20 protein-coding genes are annotated in these 17,339 nt (G+C 65.2%); 9 read left to right on the top strand and 11 right to left on the bottom strand.

Annotated features, from left to right (window positions below; all coding sequences use genetic code 11):
* Positions 1-100 precede the first annotated feature (100 nt).
* The gene (locus tag LDB29_RS23260; protein ID WP_025550253.1) at positions 101-916 is read right to left on the bottom strand and encodes an SDR family NAD(P)-dependent oxidoreductase; all 816 of its coding nucleotides are present in this window, start codon (positions 914-916) and stop codon (positions 101-103) included.
* A gap of 10 nt (positions 917-926) precedes the next feature.
* Positions 927-1,382 (bottom strand): PaaI family thioesterase, encoded by a 456-nt coding sequence (locus LDB29_RS23255; protein WP_025550255.1) that lies wholly within the window; start codon positions 1,380-1,382, stop codon positions 927-929.
* Between the two features lie 171 nt (positions 1,383-1,553).
* Between LDB29_RS23255 and LDB29_RS23250 the strand changes: the two genes are divergently transcribed.
* The 6 genes from LDB29_RS23250 (at position 1,554) to LDB29_RS23225 (ending at position 5,900) form a co-directional block, all read left to right on the top strand.
* Positions 1,554-2,459 (top strand): crotonase/enoyl-CoA hydratase family protein, encoded by a 906-nt coding sequence (locus tag LDB29_RS23250; protein ID WP_229742582.1) that lies wholly within the window; start codon positions 1,554-1,556, stop codon positions 2,457-2,459.
* 121 nt (positions 2,460-2,580) lie between these two features.
* The gene (locus LDB29_RS23245; protein WP_257557150.1) at positions 2,581-3,561 is read left to right on the top strand and encodes a thiamine pyrophosphate-dependent dehydrogenase E1 component subunit alpha; all 981 of its coding nucleotides are present in this window, start codon (positions 2,581-2,583) and stop codon (positions 3,559-3,561) included.
* The gene (locus LDB29_RS23240; RefSeq protein WP_170825573.1) at positions 3,561-4,586 is read left to right on the top strand and encodes an alpha-ketoacid dehydrogenase subunit beta; all 1,026 of its coding nucleotides are present in this window, start codon (positions 3,561-3,563) and stop codon (positions 4,584-4,586) included. The genes LDB29_RS23245 and LDB29_RS23240 overlap by 1 nt, the downstream gene beginning before the upstream one ends.
* Positions 4,587-4,606: 20 nt before the next feature.
* Positions 4,607-4,837: a biotin/lipoyl-containing protein gene (locus LDB29_RS23235; protein ID WP_025550263.1), complete on the top strand. Its 231-nt coding sequence runs from the start codon at positions 4,607-4,609 to the stop codon at positions 4,835-4,837.
* A gap of 5 nt (positions 4,838-4,842) precedes the next feature.
* Positions 4,843-5,160, top strand: coding sequence for a hypothetical protein (locus LDB29_RS23230; RefSeq protein WP_257557146.1), 318 nt, complete (start codon positions 4,843-4,845; stop codon positions 5,158-5,160).
* Positions 5,157-5,900 carry a 2-oxo acid dehydrogenase subunit E2 gene (locus LDB29_RS23225; protein ID WP_257557144.1) on the top strand — a complete coding sequence of 248 codons (744 nt, stop codon included), beginning with the start codon at positions 5,157-5,159 and terminating at the stop codon, positions 5,898-5,900. The genes LDB29_RS23230 and LDB29_RS23225 overlap by 4 nt, the downstream gene beginning before the upstream one ends.
* A 42-nt stretch (positions 5,901-5,942) precedes the next feature.
* Here the strand turns inward: LDB29_RS23225 and LDB29_RS23220 are convergent, their stop codons facing one another.
* On the bottom strand, positions 5,943-6,593 hold the full coding sequence (locus tag LDB29_RS23220; RefSeq protein WP_257557143.1) for a glutathione S-transferase family protein: 651 nt from the start codon (positions 6,591-6,593) through the stop codon (positions 5,943-5,945).
* Positions 6,590-7,492 (bottom strand): SDR family NAD(P)-dependent oxidoreductase, encoded by a 903-nt coding sequence (locus LDB29_RS23215; RefSeq protein WP_025550271.1) that lies wholly within the window; start codon positions 7,490-7,492, stop codon positions 6,590-6,592. Before LDB29_RS23215 ends, LDB29_RS23220 begins: the two co-directional genes overlap by 4 nt.
* Before the next feature lie 239 nt (positions 7,493-7,731).
* Here LDB29_RS23215 and LDB29_RS23210 point away from each other — a divergent pair, with 239 nt between their 5' ends.
* The gene (locus tag LDB29_RS23210; RefSeq protein WP_137708937.1) at positions 7,732-8,634 is read left to right on the top strand and encodes a LysR family transcriptional regulator; all 903 of its coding nucleotides are present in this window, start codon (positions 7,732-7,734) and stop codon (positions 8,632-8,634) included.
* Positions 8,635-8,638: 4 nt separating this feature from the next.
* Here LDB29_RS23210 and LDB29_RS23205 read toward each other — a convergent pair whose 3' ends face one another.
* Positions 8,639-9,499, bottom strand: a complete 861-nt coding sequence (locus LDB29_RS23205) for a TauD/TfdA family dioxygenase (RefSeq protein ID WP_137708936.1) — start codon at positions 9,497-9,499, stop codon at positions 8,639-8,641.
* A gap of 110 nt (positions 9,500-9,609) precedes the next feature.
* Between LDB29_RS23205 and LDB29_RS23200 the strand changes: the two genes are divergently transcribed.
* Entirely contained in the window at positions 9,610-10,245 is a 636-nt protein-coding gene (locus LDB29_RS23200; protein ID WP_137708935.1) for a TetR/AcrR family transcriptional regulator, read from the top strand.
* Between the two features lie 30 nt (positions 10,246-10,275).
* On the opposite strand, the gene LDB29_RS23195 is transcribed toward LDB29_RS23200, so the two are convergent.
* Genes LDB29_RS23195 through LDB29_RS23185 form a run of 3 tightly spaced genes read right to left on the bottom strand, consistent with a single transcriptional unit; the run spans position 10,276 to position 12,568 of the window.
* Positions 10,276-11,436: a thiolase gene (locus tag LDB29_RS23195; protein WP_257557142.1), complete on the bottom strand. Its 1,161-nt coding sequence runs from the start codon at positions 11,434-11,436 to the stop codon at positions 10,276-10,278.
* Positions 11,433-11,792: a Zn-ribbon domain-containing OB-fold protein gene (locus tag LDB29_RS23190; RefSeq protein WP_140043478.1), complete on the bottom strand. Its 360-nt coding sequence runs from the start codon at positions 11,790-11,792 to the stop codon at positions 11,433-11,435. The genes LDB29_RS23195 and LDB29_RS23190 overlap by 4 nt, the downstream gene beginning before the upstream one ends.
* Before the next feature lie 5 nt (positions 11,793-11,797).
* Entirely contained in the window at positions 11,798-12,568 is a 771-nt protein-coding gene (locus LDB29_RS23185; RefSeq protein WP_257557141.1) for an enoyl-CoA hydratase/isomerase family protein, read from the bottom strand.
* 168 nt (positions 12,569-12,736) lie between these two features.
* Between LDB29_RS23185 and LDB29_RS23180 the strand changes: the two genes are divergently transcribed.
* Complete coding sequence (locus LDB29_RS23180) at positions 12,737-13,915, top strand: acetyl-CoA C-acyltransferase (protein WP_102999947.1); 1,179 nt, start codon at positions 12,737-12,739, stop codon at positions 13,913-13,915.
* Positions 13,916-13,972: 57 nt separating this feature from the next.
* Here the strand turns inward: LDB29_RS23180 and LDB29_RS23175 are convergent, their stop codons facing one another.
* The 3 genes from LDB29_RS23175 to LDB29_RS23165 all read right to left on the bottom strand — a co-directional run bounded on the left by LDB29_RS23175 (position 13,973) and on the right by LDB29_RS23165 (position 17,097).
* Positions 13,973-14,656, bottom strand: a complete 684-nt coding sequence (locus tag LDB29_RS23175; protein WP_065846170.1) for an SDR family NAD(P)-dependent oxidoreductase — start codon at positions 14,654-14,656, stop codon at positions 13,973-13,975.
* Between the two features lie 65 nt (positions 14,657-14,721).
* The gene (locus tag LDB29_RS23170) at positions 14,722-15,270 is read right to left on the bottom strand and encodes a nuclear transport factor 2 family protein (protein ID WP_171009950.1); all 549 of its coding nucleotides are present in this window, start codon (positions 15,268-15,270) and stop codon (positions 14,722-14,724) included.
* Between the two features lie 69 nt (positions 15,271-15,339).
* Positions 15,340-17,097, bottom strand: coding sequence for an amidohydrolase family protein (locus LDB29_RS23165; RefSeq protein WP_257557139.1), 1,758 nt, complete (start codon positions 17,095-17,097; stop codon positions 15,340-15,342).
* Positions 17,098-17,339 lie beyond the last annotated feature (242 nt).

The following is a 17,339-nucleotide window of genomic DNA, read 5'->3' as shown; positions in this document are numbered from 1 at the left end:
GGTCCACGCGGCCCGGATCATCGCCAGTCTGATCCCTGCCCGCCCGATCGGATGGATTTACCGTCAACCGTTCGGCTGCGAGAAGCGGATCATGGCAGGCTCACATCGGCGGCGACGCGCCGTCATGGGCGGCGATGGAGGCCATGATCTCCGCCGTGGTGGGATTGCGGCGCAGCGTCAGCCCGCCCGTCACATGGAAGGTCTGGCCCGTCATGAAACATTCGTCGCTGGCCATGAACAGCGCCGCATTGGCGATGTCTTCCACCGTGGTGATCCGGCCCAGCGGATATTCCTTCGCATAGGCCTCCACCATGCCGGGCACGTTGAACCCGCCCAGCATCGGCGTGATGGTCAGGCCCGGCGCCAGGATGTTCGCGCGGATGCCATGCCTGCCATATTCATAGGCGACAAAGCGCGTCATCTGGTTGAGCGCGGCCTTGGCGCCCATATAGCTGCAATGATCGTCGGACATGATGTCGGCCACGGCGGAAGAGATGTTGACGATCGCGCCGCCCCTTCCGTCCGGCCGTTCCCGCTTCATCGCGCCGACCATCACCTGCATGAAGAACAGCCCGCCCTTGAAGATGACGGAGAGGATCGAATCGATCTGCTCCTCCGTCTCCTCCTCGAAGGGCGCGAGGAAGCCGATGGCCGCCGCATTGACGGCGATGTCGATCGCGCCATGCCGCGCCAGCACCGCGTCCGCCAGCGACTGGATCTGGTCGCGGCTGCGGATGTCGCACGGAATGGCGGTGGCTCCGGTCGCGGCGGCGAACGCGTCCAGCCCTTTCTGGCCGCGACCGGACACGACGACATGCGCGCCTTCCTCCAGGAAGCGATGGGCGATCGCCTGTCCCATATTGCCTTCCCGCGTCGCGCCCATGATCACAGCGACCTTGCCGGACAGACGGCCCATGATGCTCTCCTTATCCATTCTGTTCCGACGACCGCGCGATCAGCGATTCAAAGTCGCGATGGGGCGGGAATTTGCGGCGGAAGACCGCATTGGCGCGCAGCGCTATCTCGCCGTCCGCGCTGAAGCGGCATTGCGCGAAGCCAAGATTGGGCGTCCAGCGCAGAACCTCCGCCCGTCCTTCCACCCATTGGCCTTCCGCCGCCGCGCCCAGGAAGTCGATGCTCATCGAAACGGTGGGCCCGCTCAGTCCTGTCACGAACCCGACATTCACGCCCATGACCACATCGGCCATCGTGGCCCAGGTGCCGCCATGACAATGGCCGCGCGGGTTGCAGTGCTGCTGTCCGACATGAAAGCCCAGCGTCACATGGCCGTCCGCTTCCCGGCGGATGTAAACCGGGTCGAAGCCGCCGATCACATCGTCCATCCGGTCCAGCCGGTGGAAGCCCGCCGGCACGTCCGCCATCCTCGCCTTTGCATTTTGCATAAGCGGCAGGACTGCGCCCTCCACCCGGACGGGGCAAGACGGGGAGGGTGCAAGGATCACATGGCCGATAGGCGGCGGGGCCAGCCTCGCCAGCGCGGCACGGGGCGCGCTATGCTGGCGCGATAGGGATTTGGAGAGCGGAACATGGGCATGAAATGGCTGAAATCGACGGACTGCATCAGCTTCGCGGTGCGCGACAATGTGGCCCGCATCACCCTGAACCGCCCCGAAAAGCGCAACGCCCTGTCGGGCCAGATGCTCAAGGAATTGCATCAGGCGCTGCTGGAAGCGGACGACCGGCGGGACGCCAATGTCATCCTGCTTTCGGGCGAGGGCAGGGATTTCTGCGCTGGCTACGACCTGACGGACAGCTATGGCGGCGCGGCCGACGCGGCGACGGACTATCATCCCGCCGCCTATCGCAGCCGCGCGGGGACCATCGACGACGACATCTGGAATCTGGAGCGGCAGCAGGAGCTGACCTCCATCATGCTGGACCTGCACAAGCCGATCGTGGCGAAGGTGCAGGGCAATTGCCTGGCGGGCGGCACCGACCTCGCTTTCTCCTGCGACATCGTGCTTGCCGCCGACGACGCGAAGATCGGCTTCCCCGCCGCCCGCGCCAACGGCACGCCGCCGACGAACCTGTGGTTCTATCATTGCGGTCCGCAGTGGACCAAGCGCATGCTGTTCACCGGCGACACGATCAGCGGCATCGACGCGGCGCGCATCGGCATGGTGCTGGAAGCCTATCCGGCCGAGGAACTGGATTTCGAGGCGGATGAGATGGTGCGCCGCATCGGCAGCGTCGACGCGGAAATACTCGCCACGCACAAGCGCGTCGTCAATGCGCAGATGGAGCTGGCGGGGGCGAAACAATCCCTGCGCTATGCCGCCGAACTCGATGCCCGCGCCCATCTCAGCACCGGCCCGCGCCGCAGCCGGTTCCGCAAGGACATGGCGGAAAAGGGATTGAAGGAAGCGCTTGCCAATCGCGACGCGCCGTTCGGCAAGGGGCGGATAGAGCTTCGCGCCCGCCGTCCCCGGCCGGAATAGGGACGCCGCCTCATCCTTCACAACTGCGATATGGCAGGGGCGGGGCTTTCCTGCCCGCCAAAACATGGCAGATGCTGGACGGCGTATAGCGAAAATCCGGCCTTTCGAAAGGACGTCTGAAATGAGCAACAGGGCAACCCCCGATGCGGCGACACAGTTAGAGATCTACCGCCGCATGGCGCTGATCAAGGCGAATGACGAACGGTCGCGCAAGGTCATCATGAACGGGCGGCTGGTCATGCCCTATTACAGCCCGCGCGGTCAGGAAGTGATCCCCAGCGCCATTTCGGTCAATCTGACGGATGAGGATTATATCTGCACCATCTATCGCGGCAGCCACGACCAGCTAGCCAAGGGCCTGCCGCTCAAGGATCTGTGGGCGGAGGTCGCCGGCCGCACCACCGGCACCTGCAAGGGGAAGGGCGGTCCGATGCACGTCACCTATCCCGCCAAGGGCATCATGGTGACGACCGGCATCGTCGGGTCCACCATGCCCATCGCCAACGGCCTTGCCTGGGGATCGCAGCTGCGCGGCGACGGTCGCGTGACGGTCGCCTCCTTCGGGGATGGCGCGGCCAATATCGGCGCCTTCCATGAATCGCTCAATCTGGCCGCCGTCTGGAAGCTGCCGGTGATCTTCGTGTGCCAGAACAATGAATGGGGCGAGCACACCGCCTATGACAAGACCAGCAACGTCAAGGTCGCGGATCGCGCCGCCGCTTATGGCATGCCGGGCGTGCGGGTGGACGGCAACGACCCCTTCGAAATGTACGCCGTGGCGCAGGAGGCGATCGCCCGCGCCCGCGCCGGAGAGGGGCCGACGCTGATCGAGGCGATGACCTATCGCTTCTTCGGCCACGTCTTCGGCGATGCCGACGCCTATATGGACAAGGCGCGCAAGGCCGATGCGATGGCGAACGATCCCGTCCCGCGCTTCCGCGCGCAGCTCATCGAAACCGGCATCGCGACGGAGGAGCAATTGGCCGAAATGGAAGCCGCCATCGAGAAGGAGATCGACGAAGCGGTCGAATTCGCGCTGGCAAGCGACTTCCCCGGCGTGGAGGAACTGAAGCGCGACGTGTTCGCGGAGGAGATGGCCTGATGAACGCCGAGACCCCAATGGCCCCCGCAAATATTGTGAAGGCCGCCAAGGCGAATATCCTCCAGGGCATCAACGCCGCCATCGCGGACGCCATGGAGGAGGATGAGAATGTCATCGCGCTGGGCGAAGACCTGGCCGATCCGGAGGAAGGCGGCGTCTGCGGCGTCACCAAGGGGCTGTCGTCGCGCTTTGGCGAGCATCGCGTGCGCTCCACGCCCATTTCCGAACAGGCGATCATCGGCGCGGCCATCGGCGCCAGTCTGGTGGGCTTCAAGCCCATTGCCGAGATCATGTTGATGAACTTCACGACCGTGGCGATGGACATGATCGTCAACCATGCGGCGAAGCTGCGCTTCATGTCGGGCGGGCAGACCCATGTGCCCATCGTCATCCGCACCATGACGGGGACGGGTTTCGCCAGTGGCGGGCAGCATTGCGACTATCTGGAAGCCTGGTTCGCGCATACGGCGGGGATCAAGGTGGTCGCGCCCTCCAGCCCGAAGGACGCCTATGGCCTGATGCGCAGCGCCATCGACGATCCCGATCCGGTGCTGTTCATCGAGAATCTGCCCACCTACTGGTCGCCCGCCGAAGCGCCGGAAAAGGGCCATCGCGTGCCCATTGGCAAGGCCAATGTGCTGAGCGAGGGCAGCGACGTCACCATCATCGCCTATGCCCGCATGATCCAGGAGGCGATGCCCGCCGTCGCCAAGCTGAAGGAAGCGGGCATCTCCGCCGAACTCATCGACCTGCGCACCATCGCGCCGTGGGACAGGGAAACGGTGGTGAAGTCGGTCGCCAGGACCGGCCGCGCCATCATCGTGCATGAGGCGGTGACGCCCTTCGGCGCCGGCGCGGAGATCGCGGCGGTGCTGAACGAGGAACTGTTCGGCAGGCTCAAGGCCCCGGTCCGACGGCTGGGCGGCGCTTTCTGCCCGGTTCCCTTCTCCAAACCGCTGGAAACCGCCTTCGCCCCGCAAACCGCCGACATCGTCGCGGCGGCAGAGGCCCTCGTCAAATCCTAATATCGCTCAGGGAGTTCCCAATGGCTGTTGAAGTATTGCTGCCCAAGATCGGCTTTTCGATGAATGAAGGCACGCTGGCCGAATGGCTGGTGGAAGATGGCGGCCAGGCCGTCGAAGGCCAGCCGCTCTATGCGCTGGAATCGGAAAAATCGACGCAGGAAGTGGAAAGCCCCGCCAGCGGCACCCTCAGGATCATCGCCCAGATCGGGGAAACCTATGAGGTCGGCACCCTTCTGGCGACCATCGGCTAAGCCCGATGCGCTACATCCTGCATGTCACCTCGCGCGCGGTGGCCGGGCGCGAGGCCGAATATGACCGCTGGTATGATGAGGTCCACTCGGTCGAGATGTGCCGGTTGCCGGGCATCCTGTCCTGTACCAGCTACAGGGAACTGGACATGACCGGAACCGAAACCGGCCTGTTCGTTGCCGATTATGAGGTTGAGACGAACGATCCCGCAGCCCTGCTGAATAGCGTGTTCGTGGCGGCGCCGACCATGCGGCTGACGGATTCCATCGACATGGAAAGCCCGCGCTTCACATTCCTCAAGCCAACGGGGCCTGAGCGCATATGAGCGATCTCCTGGCAGGTCTGGCCCCCTGGCCCACGGGCGACTTCTCAGTCTTTGGAGAGGTCGAGCAGCGCCCCCTCAGCAAGATTCAGAAATTCGTCGCGGCCTTTCTGGGCCGCAACTGGGTCGCCATTCCGCACGTCACCCATCAGGACGATGCGGACATCACGCAATTGGAGGAACGGCGCAAGGCGCATAACGCGGCGGGCGGCACGAAGCTGACCGCCGTGCCGCTGCTGGTGAAGGCGCTGGCCGACGGCCTGGCCGCCTTTCCGCAATTCAACGCCTCGCTCGATCCGGCGAGCGGCATGCTGACGCTCAAGAAATATGTGCATGTGGGCGTGGCGGTGGACACGCCGGGCGGCCTGCTGGTGCCGGTCATCCGGGACTGCGACCGCAAATCCGCGACGCAGATCGCGGAGGAGATTGTCGCCCTTTCGGACAAGGCGCGGACCAAGGGCCTGTCGATGGCGGAAATGTCCGGCGGCTGCATCACCCTGACATCACTGGGGCATATCGGCGGGACGGGCTTCACGCCAATCGTCAACGCGCCCGAAGTCGCCATTCTGGGCGTCACGCGCGCCCGGCCGGTGCCGGTTCCGGGGGATGACGGCGGGATTGCGTGGCGGCAGATGCTGCCTCTGTCGCTCAGCTATGATCATCGCGTGATCAACGGTGCGGATGCAGCGCGTTTTTGCCGCTTCATCGCCGACCGGCTGGCGGCGGCCGACCTCTTCGCCTGAAAGCCGAAATGCGGTTCTGGGGACGTCTCGTCTTTCGGCGGATCATTTTCCCGCTCTCATGGCCGCGAGCGCGTCCGCCGTCTCCGTCCAGATCGCGCCCATGTCCGGATGCCGGCGCGCTTTCTCCCGATAGCCCGCCAGATTGGGGCAGTCCGCGAGAGGATCGTCGAGGCCGAAGATTTGGGCCACCACCTCGCACAGCAACAGGCTGGGCAGCAATATGCAGTCCGCCTTGCTGATGGCGCCGCCCGCGGCGAAAGCGGCGTCTGCCGTGAACCGGTCGGTGAGCGCCAGCCCGTTGCGCCAATTGGCGATCTCGGCCGCGACCGTCGCCTCGTCGCGGGTCACAGGGTCCATCTGCTTGAACAAACGCGACATGGCAGGCGTGGCATAGAGTTCGAAACTGCGGATGATGTTGCGCATCCGCACCCGTTCGGCCGTATCGGCGGGCAATAGGGATGGAGCAGGGAAGCGCTCGTCCAGATAGTCGATGATGGTCTCCGATTCGGCAATCGCCAGCCCGTCGTCCGTCACCAGCACCGGCAATTTCCCGATCGGATTGATCGCCAGAAATTCGGGCGACCGCGTGCCGCCGCCCGGCGGAGGCTGCATGGCATAGTCCAGCGTCTTGACGCGCAGCGCCAGCCGCACGCGGGCGGCGAAGGGCGAAAGGGTGACGGCATAGAGGATCATGCCTCATCTCCATCGCGGTAGAGGCGCGCCAGCGTGCCTGCGAGCGGCGTCGGCACGAAACCATCGCCAAAGGGCCAGTCCAGCATGCCCGCCGCCGCCATGGTGCCGCCGTCGACATGCAGCGTCATGCCCGACACGAAGGTGGACAGGTCCGAACCCAGGAACAGCACGGCATCGGCCAGCGCATCGACCGGCGGCTGCTCGCCCCTGGGGATGTACATTTCCAGGCCCTTGCCCTGGGCGTGGGCGGGCAGCCTGGCAAAACCCTCCGCGAAGGAGGGGGGCATGGCGGCCATATTGCCCCGGCTCAATGTCGTGTCCGGCGCGATGCAACTGACGCGGATCCTGTCCTTGCCCAGTTCCACCGCCATCGAACGGGTGAAGTTCGTCGTCGCCGCCTTGGCGCCCGCATAGACCGAAAAGCTAGCGGCGCCGCGATGCGCCTCTATGGTGGTGAAATTGACGATGCTGCCGCCATCGCCGGAACGCTTGATCAGCGGCACGGCGCGCTGCACCGACTGGACGACATAGCCATAGTTGCGATGGATGTCCCGGGCGATGTCGGCCCGGCTGGCTTCGGACAGCAATTGCCGCTTCGTTCCGCCCGCCACGTTCACCACTATGTCGAGACGTGGGCAGGCGCGTTCGACCTCGTCGTAAAAGGCGTCGAGCGCAGCTTCGTCGGTGGCATCGACGACCATGGCCGTGACCTGGCGGCCCATGGACCTGACCGCTTCCTCCGTCCCCGCCAGCGCAGCCGCATCGATGTCGCAGATCGCAAGGTCCACCCCCGCCTTGGCCAGCGCCAGCGATATGCCTGCCCCAATGCCGCCCCCGCCGCCGATGACGGCCGCCACTTTGCCGGCCAGATTGGCGCGTTCGTCCAGAAAACCGCTCATCCAGGACTCCTCTCCAGCTCATGTTGTTGCAGGGTTGCATGCAATGCGGCAAGGACGCCGCGGCAGACATCAAAAGGCCGATGAGATGGGGAGGAAGCCTATGCCGCGCGGCATTCCGATGTAGGATGCACGGCTCGACCATCCGGAACTTCCACAGCCTTGCCGAACGCTTCCTCGCATTTCCCTATTCCGGTCCGCCTGCGGCTCTGGACCGTCGCTGACCGCGGCAGGAGCAGAAGATGGATCGACTGACCGCGATGGAGGCCTTCGTCGCCGTGGCTGAGGCCGGTTCCTTCACCCGCGCCGCGCTGCGCCTCAACATCTCGACGCCCATGGTCACCCTGCATGTCAGGCGGCTGGAGGAACATCTGGGCGTGCGGCTGTTCAACCGCTCGACGCGCCGCGTCGACCTGACCGCCGAAGGGGGCCATTATCTGACCTATGCGCAGGCTGCGCTGGACGCCGTGGCCACGGCCGACATGGCGGTGCGGCCGGGGGCAGGCATAGCGGGGCGCGTGCGGCTGGATGCCCCGGCCTCCATGGGGCAGGCGTTCATCATGCCAGCACTGGCCGAATTCCAACGGGCCCATCCGCAGCTGATCCTCGACCTGACGCTAGGCGATCGAGGGACTTTCTTTCGCGTCGACGGCTTCGACCTGGTCATCCGCGCGGGCGAAGCGCCGCCCACGGGATGGAAGACCCTGACGCTCGGCACGACAAGGCTGATCTGCCTGGCATCGCCTGACTATATCGCACAGCACGGCCAGCCGTCGGAAGCCGATGACCTGACGCAGCATCGCGCCATACTCTATGCCAGCGTGGAAATGCCGGGCGGCAATCCGCTTCAATTGCGGCAAGGCGACCGCACCGTCCGCGTGCGACCGCCGACGGCCTTCACATTCAACGACGGCGCGGCGATACTTTCCGCAACCCTCGCCGGTCTGGGCGTCGGCCAGACGCTGGAAATGCTGGCCCGCGACCATATCCGCGCCGGTCGCCTGATCCCGCTGCTGCCGGAAGCGAACTGGCCCCGGCTGCCTGTCGTGCTGATGGGCGCCCCGGATCGTGTCGCCCTGCCGCATGTGCAGGCCGCGCTCGCCTTCCTGACGGAGCGGATCGACTGGCGCCTCGACCCCGGCTGATCCGTCAGGCCGCCAGATCGGCCGGCCTGCACAGCGCGGGCGTGCCCTTGGTGCTGATCCGGTAGAGCAGCCGCCGCTTGCCGGGTTCGTCGGAATATTCGATCGGCGTGGCGCTGTGCAGCACCTGGAAATTGTCCCACAGGAAGATGTCGCCGGCCTCGACCTTGTAGCGCATGACGAACCGGGGCTGGGTGCAATGGGCGCGCAACCGGTCGATCAGCGCGCGCCCCTCGTCAACGTCCAGCCCCTCCGCGCCGAAGGCCGAACCGGACAGATAGAGCGCCTTTCGACCCGTCACCGGATGACGCATCACCAGCGGATGCGAAACAATGCCGTGCCGCGCGGTATTTTCCGGAATGAAGGGGATCTTCTCACCCGGCAGGGCCGGGGACCCGCCCAGGCAATGCAATCCGGTGAGCCCGTCGATCCTGGCCTTCATGTCCTCGTCCAGCGCATCATAGGCCATGACCGTGCTGGCGATCAGCGTTTCGCCGCCTTCATCGGGCGTTTCCACACCATAGAGCATGGTCACGCTGGCGGGCACCGCTTCATAGCTGCTGTCCTGATGCCAGAATTTGGCGCCGTCGCGATAGCGCTCGGGCGTGGCGGCGGCATTGGTGATCCGGATCATCTCCGGAAAGTCATCCTTCCTGTGCGACGGCAGGTGGAACATCAGCGGGTCGCCCCATTGATGGCCAAAAGCGACATAGTCCGCATCGGTCAGCCGCTGCCCGCGTATCGCGAGAATTTGATGTTCGTGCAGCGCCGCGATCAAGGCGCGCAAGGTCTCGTCGCTCTGGGGGACGGAAAGGTCGACGCCTTCGACGGTGGCGCCGAAGGGACCGGGCATGGTGCTGATGATCATGGGGGAATCCTCTCAATTTCCTGGGAGGCATCATAAGCTCCGACAAAAATAAAGCAAATGCTTTAATTTGAGATCTGGCCATCCTTTGCGGGCCAGCTACAAGCATCGCCATGGCCTCCACTTCCCGCAGCGAAATCACCCGCCGGCAGCTTTGCCTCGCGGCAGAGACATTGGTGGCGCAATCGGGGATCGGCGTGGCGACGCTGCGCGCCGTCGCGATTGCCGCCGGGCAGAAGAACACCGCCGCCGTCAGCTATCATTTCGGCAGCGTGGAGGAACTGCTGCGCGCCGTCATCGACATGCGACTTCGCGATACGGAGGCGGAGCGCGCACGGATGATCCGGGAAAGCGGTCCCTCGCTGGAGGATGTTGACGCCTTCACCGCCTGGCGCTGCATGATGCGGCCCTATTTCCTCCTCGACGATGAACAGACGCCGCATGCCCATATCCGGTTCATGATGCACATGAGCGCGGCGGGCCTGCTCAGTGATCCGTTCGATGCGCGCATCCCCCGGCCCGGCGCGCCCAGCATCGCGGCCCTGCTGGAGCGGTTGCACGCCGCGCTGGCCTGGCTGCCGCCGCAACTGGGCCGGGCCCGCATCGCGCTGGCGGGGGCGATGATGTGGAATGCGGTGGCGCTGTTCGACAAGCATGGCTTTGGCGAGGAGCAGCCCGCGCTGGAGATGGAGACGCTGCTCACCGATGTCGAGAAACTGGTGCGGCTGGTGTTGAGCGCACCCGCCTGAAGGAGGGCAGGGCGCGCCCATTCCGCCATGCTATACGGTTTCGGCGGTTCCCAGCACGACCGTCGCTTCGCTCGACAACACGCCGCCATTGCCATGCGCGACGGCAAGACGGGCATTCTTGACCTGCCGTTCGCCGCATTCGCCGCGAAGCTGACGCGTGGCTTCCACCAGCAGGAACAGGCCATACATGCCCGGATGCACGCAGGACAGGCCGCCGCCATTGGTGTTGAGCGCCAACCCGCCGCCCGGCGCGACATGGCCGCCTGAGACAAAGCGTCCGCCTTCCCCCTTGGGGCAGAAACCCAGATCCTCCAGGAACAGGATGGGCGTGATGGTGAAGGCATCATAGAGCATCGCCACGTCCATGTCGGCAGGCTTGACCCCGGCCTGCGCGAAGGCCTGCGGACCGGAAATCGCCGCCCCCGTCACGGTGAGGTCGGGCATGGAGCTGATTTCGCGATGGGTGACGGCATGAGCCGCGCCCAGCACATGGACCGGCGCCCTGGCGCAATCCTTCGCCCGGTCGGCGCGCACCATCACCACGGCGGCCGCGCCGTCGTTGAACAGGCAGCAATCGCGCACGGTCAGCGGATCGGACACCATCCGCGCCTCCAGCACATCCTCGATGCTAAGCCGATCGCGCACCGCCGCCTCCGGATTCAGTTGCGCCCATTGCCGCGCCGCCACCGCCACTTCGGCCAGTTGCTCGCGGGTAGTGCCGTAGAGATGCATGTGCCGGCTCGCCGCCAGCGCATAGGAGGAGAGGGGAGCGAGCGGCTTGTACGGCGCTTCCCACGGGCTCTGGCGCGTCATGCCGACGCCGGGCGGCGGGTTGCTCGCCGGGTTTGAGCCATAGGCGATCAGCGCGCAGTCGATCAGCCCCGCCTCCAGCGCGAGCGCCGCCTGCTGCACATAGACTTCGAAAGCGGAGCCTCCGGTGCGGTTGCAGTCAGTGACCTTCGGCGTCAGGCCCAGATATTCGGCCAGTTCCATGCCGCCCAGCGCCTCATAGGGCGCGGAGGTGTAGAGCGCATCCACTTCCGACAGGGCAATGCCCGCATCGGCCAGCGCCAGCAGCGCGGCCTTCGCCGCCATGTCCACGGCGGACAGGCCGGGGCATTGGCCGATGCCATAGGTCGACGCGCCCACGATCGCGGCGCGCCCGCGCGGAAATCCATTGCCCATGCTCATGCGGGCACGAAGACGAGCAAAGGCTTGTCCCCCTCCTGGATGATGCTGGCCCTGACGGCCATGCCGATATGGATGTCATCGACCGGCACGCCATCGACGCGGCTCATGAGGCGCGGTCCTTCGGCCAGGTCGACCAGAACGACGCTGTAGCTGTCGGCCGGGTCCTTCTTGCGCACGATGGTGACGGCATGCACCGTGGCCGCGCCGGATGCGCTCACCCATTCCAGATCCTCCGCGCCCGTGCCCGGCTCCATGACGCGGGGGTAGAAAACATGGCCGCCGGTCGACCGGCTGCGCTGGATCATGAAACGCCCCTCGGCCAGGTGCGCGCGCCATTCCGCTTCGGGCTGGAGCATCCGCGTCACTCGCCCCGGAACAGCGGCTTGCGCTTTTCGCGGAAGGCGGCCAGGCCTTCCTCATGGTCTTCGGTGCGGCTCATCAGCGGCTGGATCGCGGCCTCCAGCTCCAGATATTGCTCGAACCCGCTGTTCCAGCTCAGATCGAACTGGCGCTTTGCCATGCCCATGGCGATGCTGGGGCCGGACGCGAAGCTTTCCGCCAGCTCCATCGCCCGGTCCATCAGTGCATCCTGGGCGACCTTCTCATAAGCGATGCCCATGGCCACCGCTTCGTCGGCACGGATGATGCGACCCGAATAGACCAGTTCCTTGGCCTTCTGCACGCCCAGCGACTGGCGCAGGTGCCAGACAAGGCCGCCATCGGGCGCCAATGCGATGTTGCGGAATATCGCAGCAAAGCGGGCCTGTTCGCCCGCCAGCACGATGTCGCAGGCCAGCGCGTAGGAAAAGCCTACACCCACGCATATGCCCGGCACGGCTGCAATGGTCGGCTTCTTGAGAGAATATATGGCCTTCGCGATGCGGTTGAGCGTGTACATCCGGTCCATCGATCCGGTGACGCCGCCCTTGCGCATGCCCGATACGTCCATGCCCGAACAGAAGTCGCCACCTGCTCCGGTCAGGATGACCGCGCGCACGTCATGATCCATCGCGATGTTCTCGAACGCGCCATATAGCTGGCCGCGCATCTCCTGGGTGATCGCATTCTTGGTCTGCGGGCGGTCAAGCGTCACGATCGCGACCGGACCCTGCTTTTCGACGATGATGGTCATGGGGAGCGCTCCCTGTTTCTTAACCAAACCTGCTTTGTGGACCGGCATGGTCCGGGTCAAGAATGGCGCGCGGCTTCATCAAAGACGTGATGAGGCAAGCGCCTTTATGGAAAGCCGCGCCATCAGCCCCTATCTGCGCCCCAGCTTCTGACGGGAGATTTTCGAAGCATGAAGGATGCGGCCATCGTCGCCACCGCGCGCACGCCGATCGGTAAGGCGCACCGGGGCGCTCTCAACAATATCCATGGCGCGACGCTGGCGGCGCACTCCATCCGCGCCGCCGTGGAACGTGCCGGAATCGATCCGGCGGAGATCGATGACGTCCTGCTGGGATCGGCGCGGTGCGAAGGCGCTGTGGGTTCCAACGTCGCGCGCCAGGCTGCGTTGCGCGCGGGCCTGCCGATCAGCGTGTGCGGCATGACGCTGGATCGAAAATGCTCCTCCGGCCTCCAGACCATCGCCATCGCCGCGCAGCGCATCCGCAGCGGGGAGGGGGGCGTCTATGTGGCCGGCGGCGTGGAAACCGTCAGCCTGGTCGACCCGCATCGCAACCTATTTCGCAGCAAGGACGAATGGCTGCTGGACCATAAGCCCGAAATCTACATGGCGATGAACCTGACCGGCGACATCGTGGCCCGCCGCTACGGCATCAGCCGCGAAGCGCAGGATGCATTCGCCGTGACGAGCCAGTCTCGCACCGCGAAAGCCCAGGACAAAGGCTGGTTCGACGAGGAGATCGTGCCGGTCGCCACGACGAAGAATGTCGTGGACAAGGCGCTGGCCGTCACGGGTCAGGAAAAGGTCACGCTGACGCAGGACGAATGCAACCGGCCCGGCACGGACATGGAGGGGCTCGCCAAGCTGAAGCCCTTGTTCGAAGGCGGTTCGGTGACGGCGGGCAATTGCAGCCAGTTGTCGGACGGCTCCAGCGCCTGCGTCATCATGGACGCGGACGAAGCGGCACGCCGCGGTCTGCCGATCCTGGGTCTCTACAAGGGCATGCAGGTGGCTGGATGCGAGCCGGACGAAATGGGCATCGGGCCGGTCTTCGCCGTGCCGAAGCTGCTCGACCGGGCCGGGCTTTCGGTATCCGACATCGACATTTGGGAACTGAACGAGGCTTATGCCAGCCAGGCGCTCTACTGCATCGACCGGCTGGGCATCGACCGGGCCAGGGTCAATGTCGACGGCGGCGCCATTTCGATCGGTCACCCGTTCGGCATGACCGGATCGCGCATGACCGGCCATGCCCTGCTGGCCGGCAAGCGGCTGGGCGCGAAGAACGCCGTCGTCACCATGTGCATCGGCGGCGGCATGGGCGCCGCCGCACTGTTCGAAATCATTTGACGGCCAAGCGGGCGATGGCGCCCGCTTGCCGCTTCCTTTGCGGCAGGGCAGGGACGTTCAACCGCCCTTCGTCACCGGAATCAGCGCTCCACTGACGGCGCGTGCCGCCGGCGAGGCAAGGAACTGGATGACCTCGGCAATCGCGCCCGGTTGCACCCATTGGCTGAAGTCGGCATCCGGCATGTCGGCGCGATTGGTCGGCGTGTCGATAATGCTGGGCAGGATCGCGTTCACCGTGATGTCCTTGCCCGCCAGTTCGGCCGCCAGGCTCTCGGTCAATTTATGCACGGCCATTTTCGATGCGGCATAGCCGCCCATGCCCGCTGCGGCGACGACGGCGCCCCCCGCGCCGATGTTGACGATGCGGGCTTGCGCCGCCTTCTCCAGTTCCGGCAGGGCCGCCTTGGTCATGTTGACGCAGGTGGTGGCGTTCATCGCGAACATGCGGTTCCATGTCGCGCTGCCTCCATCCGCCAGCGTCTCCCATATGAAGCCGCCCGCGACATTGACCAGCACGTCGATCGATCCCAGCGCTTCCACGATGTCCGCCACCAGCTTCTGCGTTGCGGAGAAGTCGGTCAGATCGACGCCGCCCATGTCGAAGCAGCCCGCCGGAGTCTCCGCCGGGGCGGGGGCGTAATCGACCCGCGCCACCCTGTCTCCTGCTGCCGCGAAGGCAGAAGCGACGGCGCCGCCCAATATCCCGAAAGCGCCGGTGACGACGACAGTTCGTGCGGTCATGCAATATCCTCTGGTCAGATGTTGAACCTGTCATATCCATATATTCGGCAAGTGGAGCGGGCAAATCAGCCCGCCGCGGCCTTGCGCACCAGCGGCCGGACATAGGAGATGTCGCTCTTGTCGCGCCGGTTGGGGCCTGTGCTGAAGATGCGCGCCTTCCATTCGTCGGGAATTTCGGCCGCCGTCAGCGTCGCCGTCATTTCATTGACGCAGACCCTGTCGGCAATGCGCCACTCGCCGTTGCGCCTTTCGAACCGGTCCACATAGCGGCCGAAGCTGAGCTGGGGCGGTGCGCCCTTATTCTCGCCCCAGAAAGTATAATAGGTTTCCCCATGCGCCGTGTCGCCGTCGATCTCGACCGTGTGGTTGCTGATCGCGTGATGATGCCTGGTCTGGAATTCGCCATGCCATCCGATCGCCCAGTCGACGAAATCGGCGGCATAGCCTTCCGCAACGCCATGATCGTCGAAAGCGTCGGGCCAATAGGCCGACAGCATCAGTTCGCGGTCGTGCCGGTCGACGCCGCGCGTATAGCGCAGCAGGCAGTCGTGGATGGCGGTGCGGTCCTTCATCTCCTGAAGGAAGGCGATCAGGTCGGGCGTGAGTTCGGTCATGGCAATCCCCTCTGCGCTGTCGGTGCATGGGCGAACGAAGCGGCGGTCCGCTTCGTTCGCCCTGATCCCTCAGGCCGGCTGCAGGCTCTTTTCGGGCGCGGTTTCCGGCGCTTCCTTGCCCCCGCGCACGAGGCGGCCGGGCAGCGCGCCCGTGGAGCGGCCGTTGCGATAGGTGACCACGCCGCTCACGATCGTCGCGTCATAACCGTCCGCGCGCTGTTGCAGGCGGCGGCCGCCCGTTGGCAGATTGTAGACGACATGCGGGGCGTAGAGGTGCAGCCTTTCCATGTCGATGATGTTGAGGTCCGCCTTGTACCCCGGCCTGATCAGGCCGCGGTCGTGCAGACCGACGGCACCGGCCGGCTCATAGGTCAGCTTGCGCACGGCGTAGGGCAGGTCGACCTTCCTGTCGCCCTTGGCGTCGCGCACCCAATAGGTCAGGAAGTAGGTGGTGTAGGCGGCGTCGCAGATCATGCTGTAATGCGCGCCGCCATCCCCCAGCGCCGGGAAGGTCCTGTCGTTCTTCACCAGGTTGCGGCCGGAGCTTTCGAACTTCTCGCCTTCCGAATTGCCGAGCGGGCGATAAAGCACCTCGCGCCCGTCGCGCTGGAGCAGGGCGTCGTAGATCAATTCCTTGGGATCGACGCCCATGGCGCGGGCTCGGGCGCCGATGCTCTCGTCGCTGCGGGGATTGTAGTTCGGCGGATTGCCGAGCACGAACATGGCGTCGAGATCGGAGATGACATAGACGAAGAAGGCCTGCGGATCGTCCGGCTCCTCCGCGATCAGCTTCTTGCGGAAGGCCGGCTCGCGCATCCGTTCCACCTTCTCCTCCAGCGGCAGATGGTCGATAGCGCGGAAGCTGGGGTTGAAGGAGAAGGGATGCATGGACAGTTCAAGGCCCAGCAGCGCGCCGGTCGGACGCGGAATGATCTGGCCGCGCACTTCCAGGCCTTTATGTTTGGAGGCCTCCAGCCGGGCGACCATTTCCTGCCAGTCGCCTTCGCCCTTGGGCGTCTGCATGAAGGTGAAGGAAACCGGGCGGCCCGACGTCCGCGCAATGTCGTCCAGCAGGTCCATGCGCTCGGCCGCCGTCACGTCATAGCTGGGCACCATCTGGAACACGCCCTTGCCGGCGTCGCGCAGGCCCTCGGCCAGCGCCAGCACTTCCTGGTCCTCGCTCTTGACCGAAGGGGCGGGGCGACCGTCGCGGAACTGGTGCGCATAGCTGCGCGACGTGGTGACGCCAATGGCGCCGGCGTGGATCGCCTCCGCAGTAAGGCGGCGCATTTCCGCCAGATCCTCTGGCGTCGGCGGTTCCAGATTGGCGCCGCGTTCGCCCATCACATAGACGCGCAGAGGACTGTGCGGCAATTGCGCGGCGAAATCGATGTCGCTTTCGCGCTTCTCCAGCGCATCCAGATATTCGGGGAAGGTTTCCCAGTTGAACGGCACGCCTTCGGCCATGACGACTTCGGGAATGTCCTCTACGCCTTCCATCAGCTTGATCATCAACCTGCGATGCTCGGGACGCGAGGGAGCGAAGCCGACGCCGCAATTGCCCATGACCACCGTCGTCACACCGTGATCGGAGGAGGGGGCCAACCTGTTCTCCCAGGTGATCTGCCCGTCATAATGGGTATGCACGTCGACGAAACCCGGCGTGACGATGCGGCCGGCGGCGTCGATCTCTTCCCGCGCGACGCCCTGGACATCGCCCACCGCCGCGATCAACCCGTCCTTGACGGCGACATCCGCAACGAACGGGTCTCCGCCGCTGCCGTCATATATGCTACCCCCCCGGATGATGAGATCATAGTCGGGCATGAATGCTTCCTCTCAACTTGGCCTTCGGGCCTGTGATCTGATTGAGCAGTTCGATCGCAAAGCCTGCATCGCGGCCATTGCATCCTGTCAGCACGGAAGCCTGACTTATGGCCGCCCATGTGCCAAGCCGTCTCGTCCCGCACCGCGCCACATTTCAGATAAGCGATACCTGCACGGCCGATGGAGGAGGAGGAGGAGGAGGAGGAGGAGGAGGAGGAGGAAGAAGGAAGGAAGCAACGCCA

The sequence above is a fragment of the Sphingobium sp. CFD-2 genome (assembly GCF_024611135.1).
Lineage (GTDB): Bacteria > Pseudomonadota > Alphaproteobacteria > Sphingomonadales > Sphingomonadaceae > Sphingobium > Sphingobium fuliginis.
The sequence above is the reverse complement of the archived record's forward strand: the minus strand, read 5'-3'. Positions and strand labels throughout refer to the sequence as shown.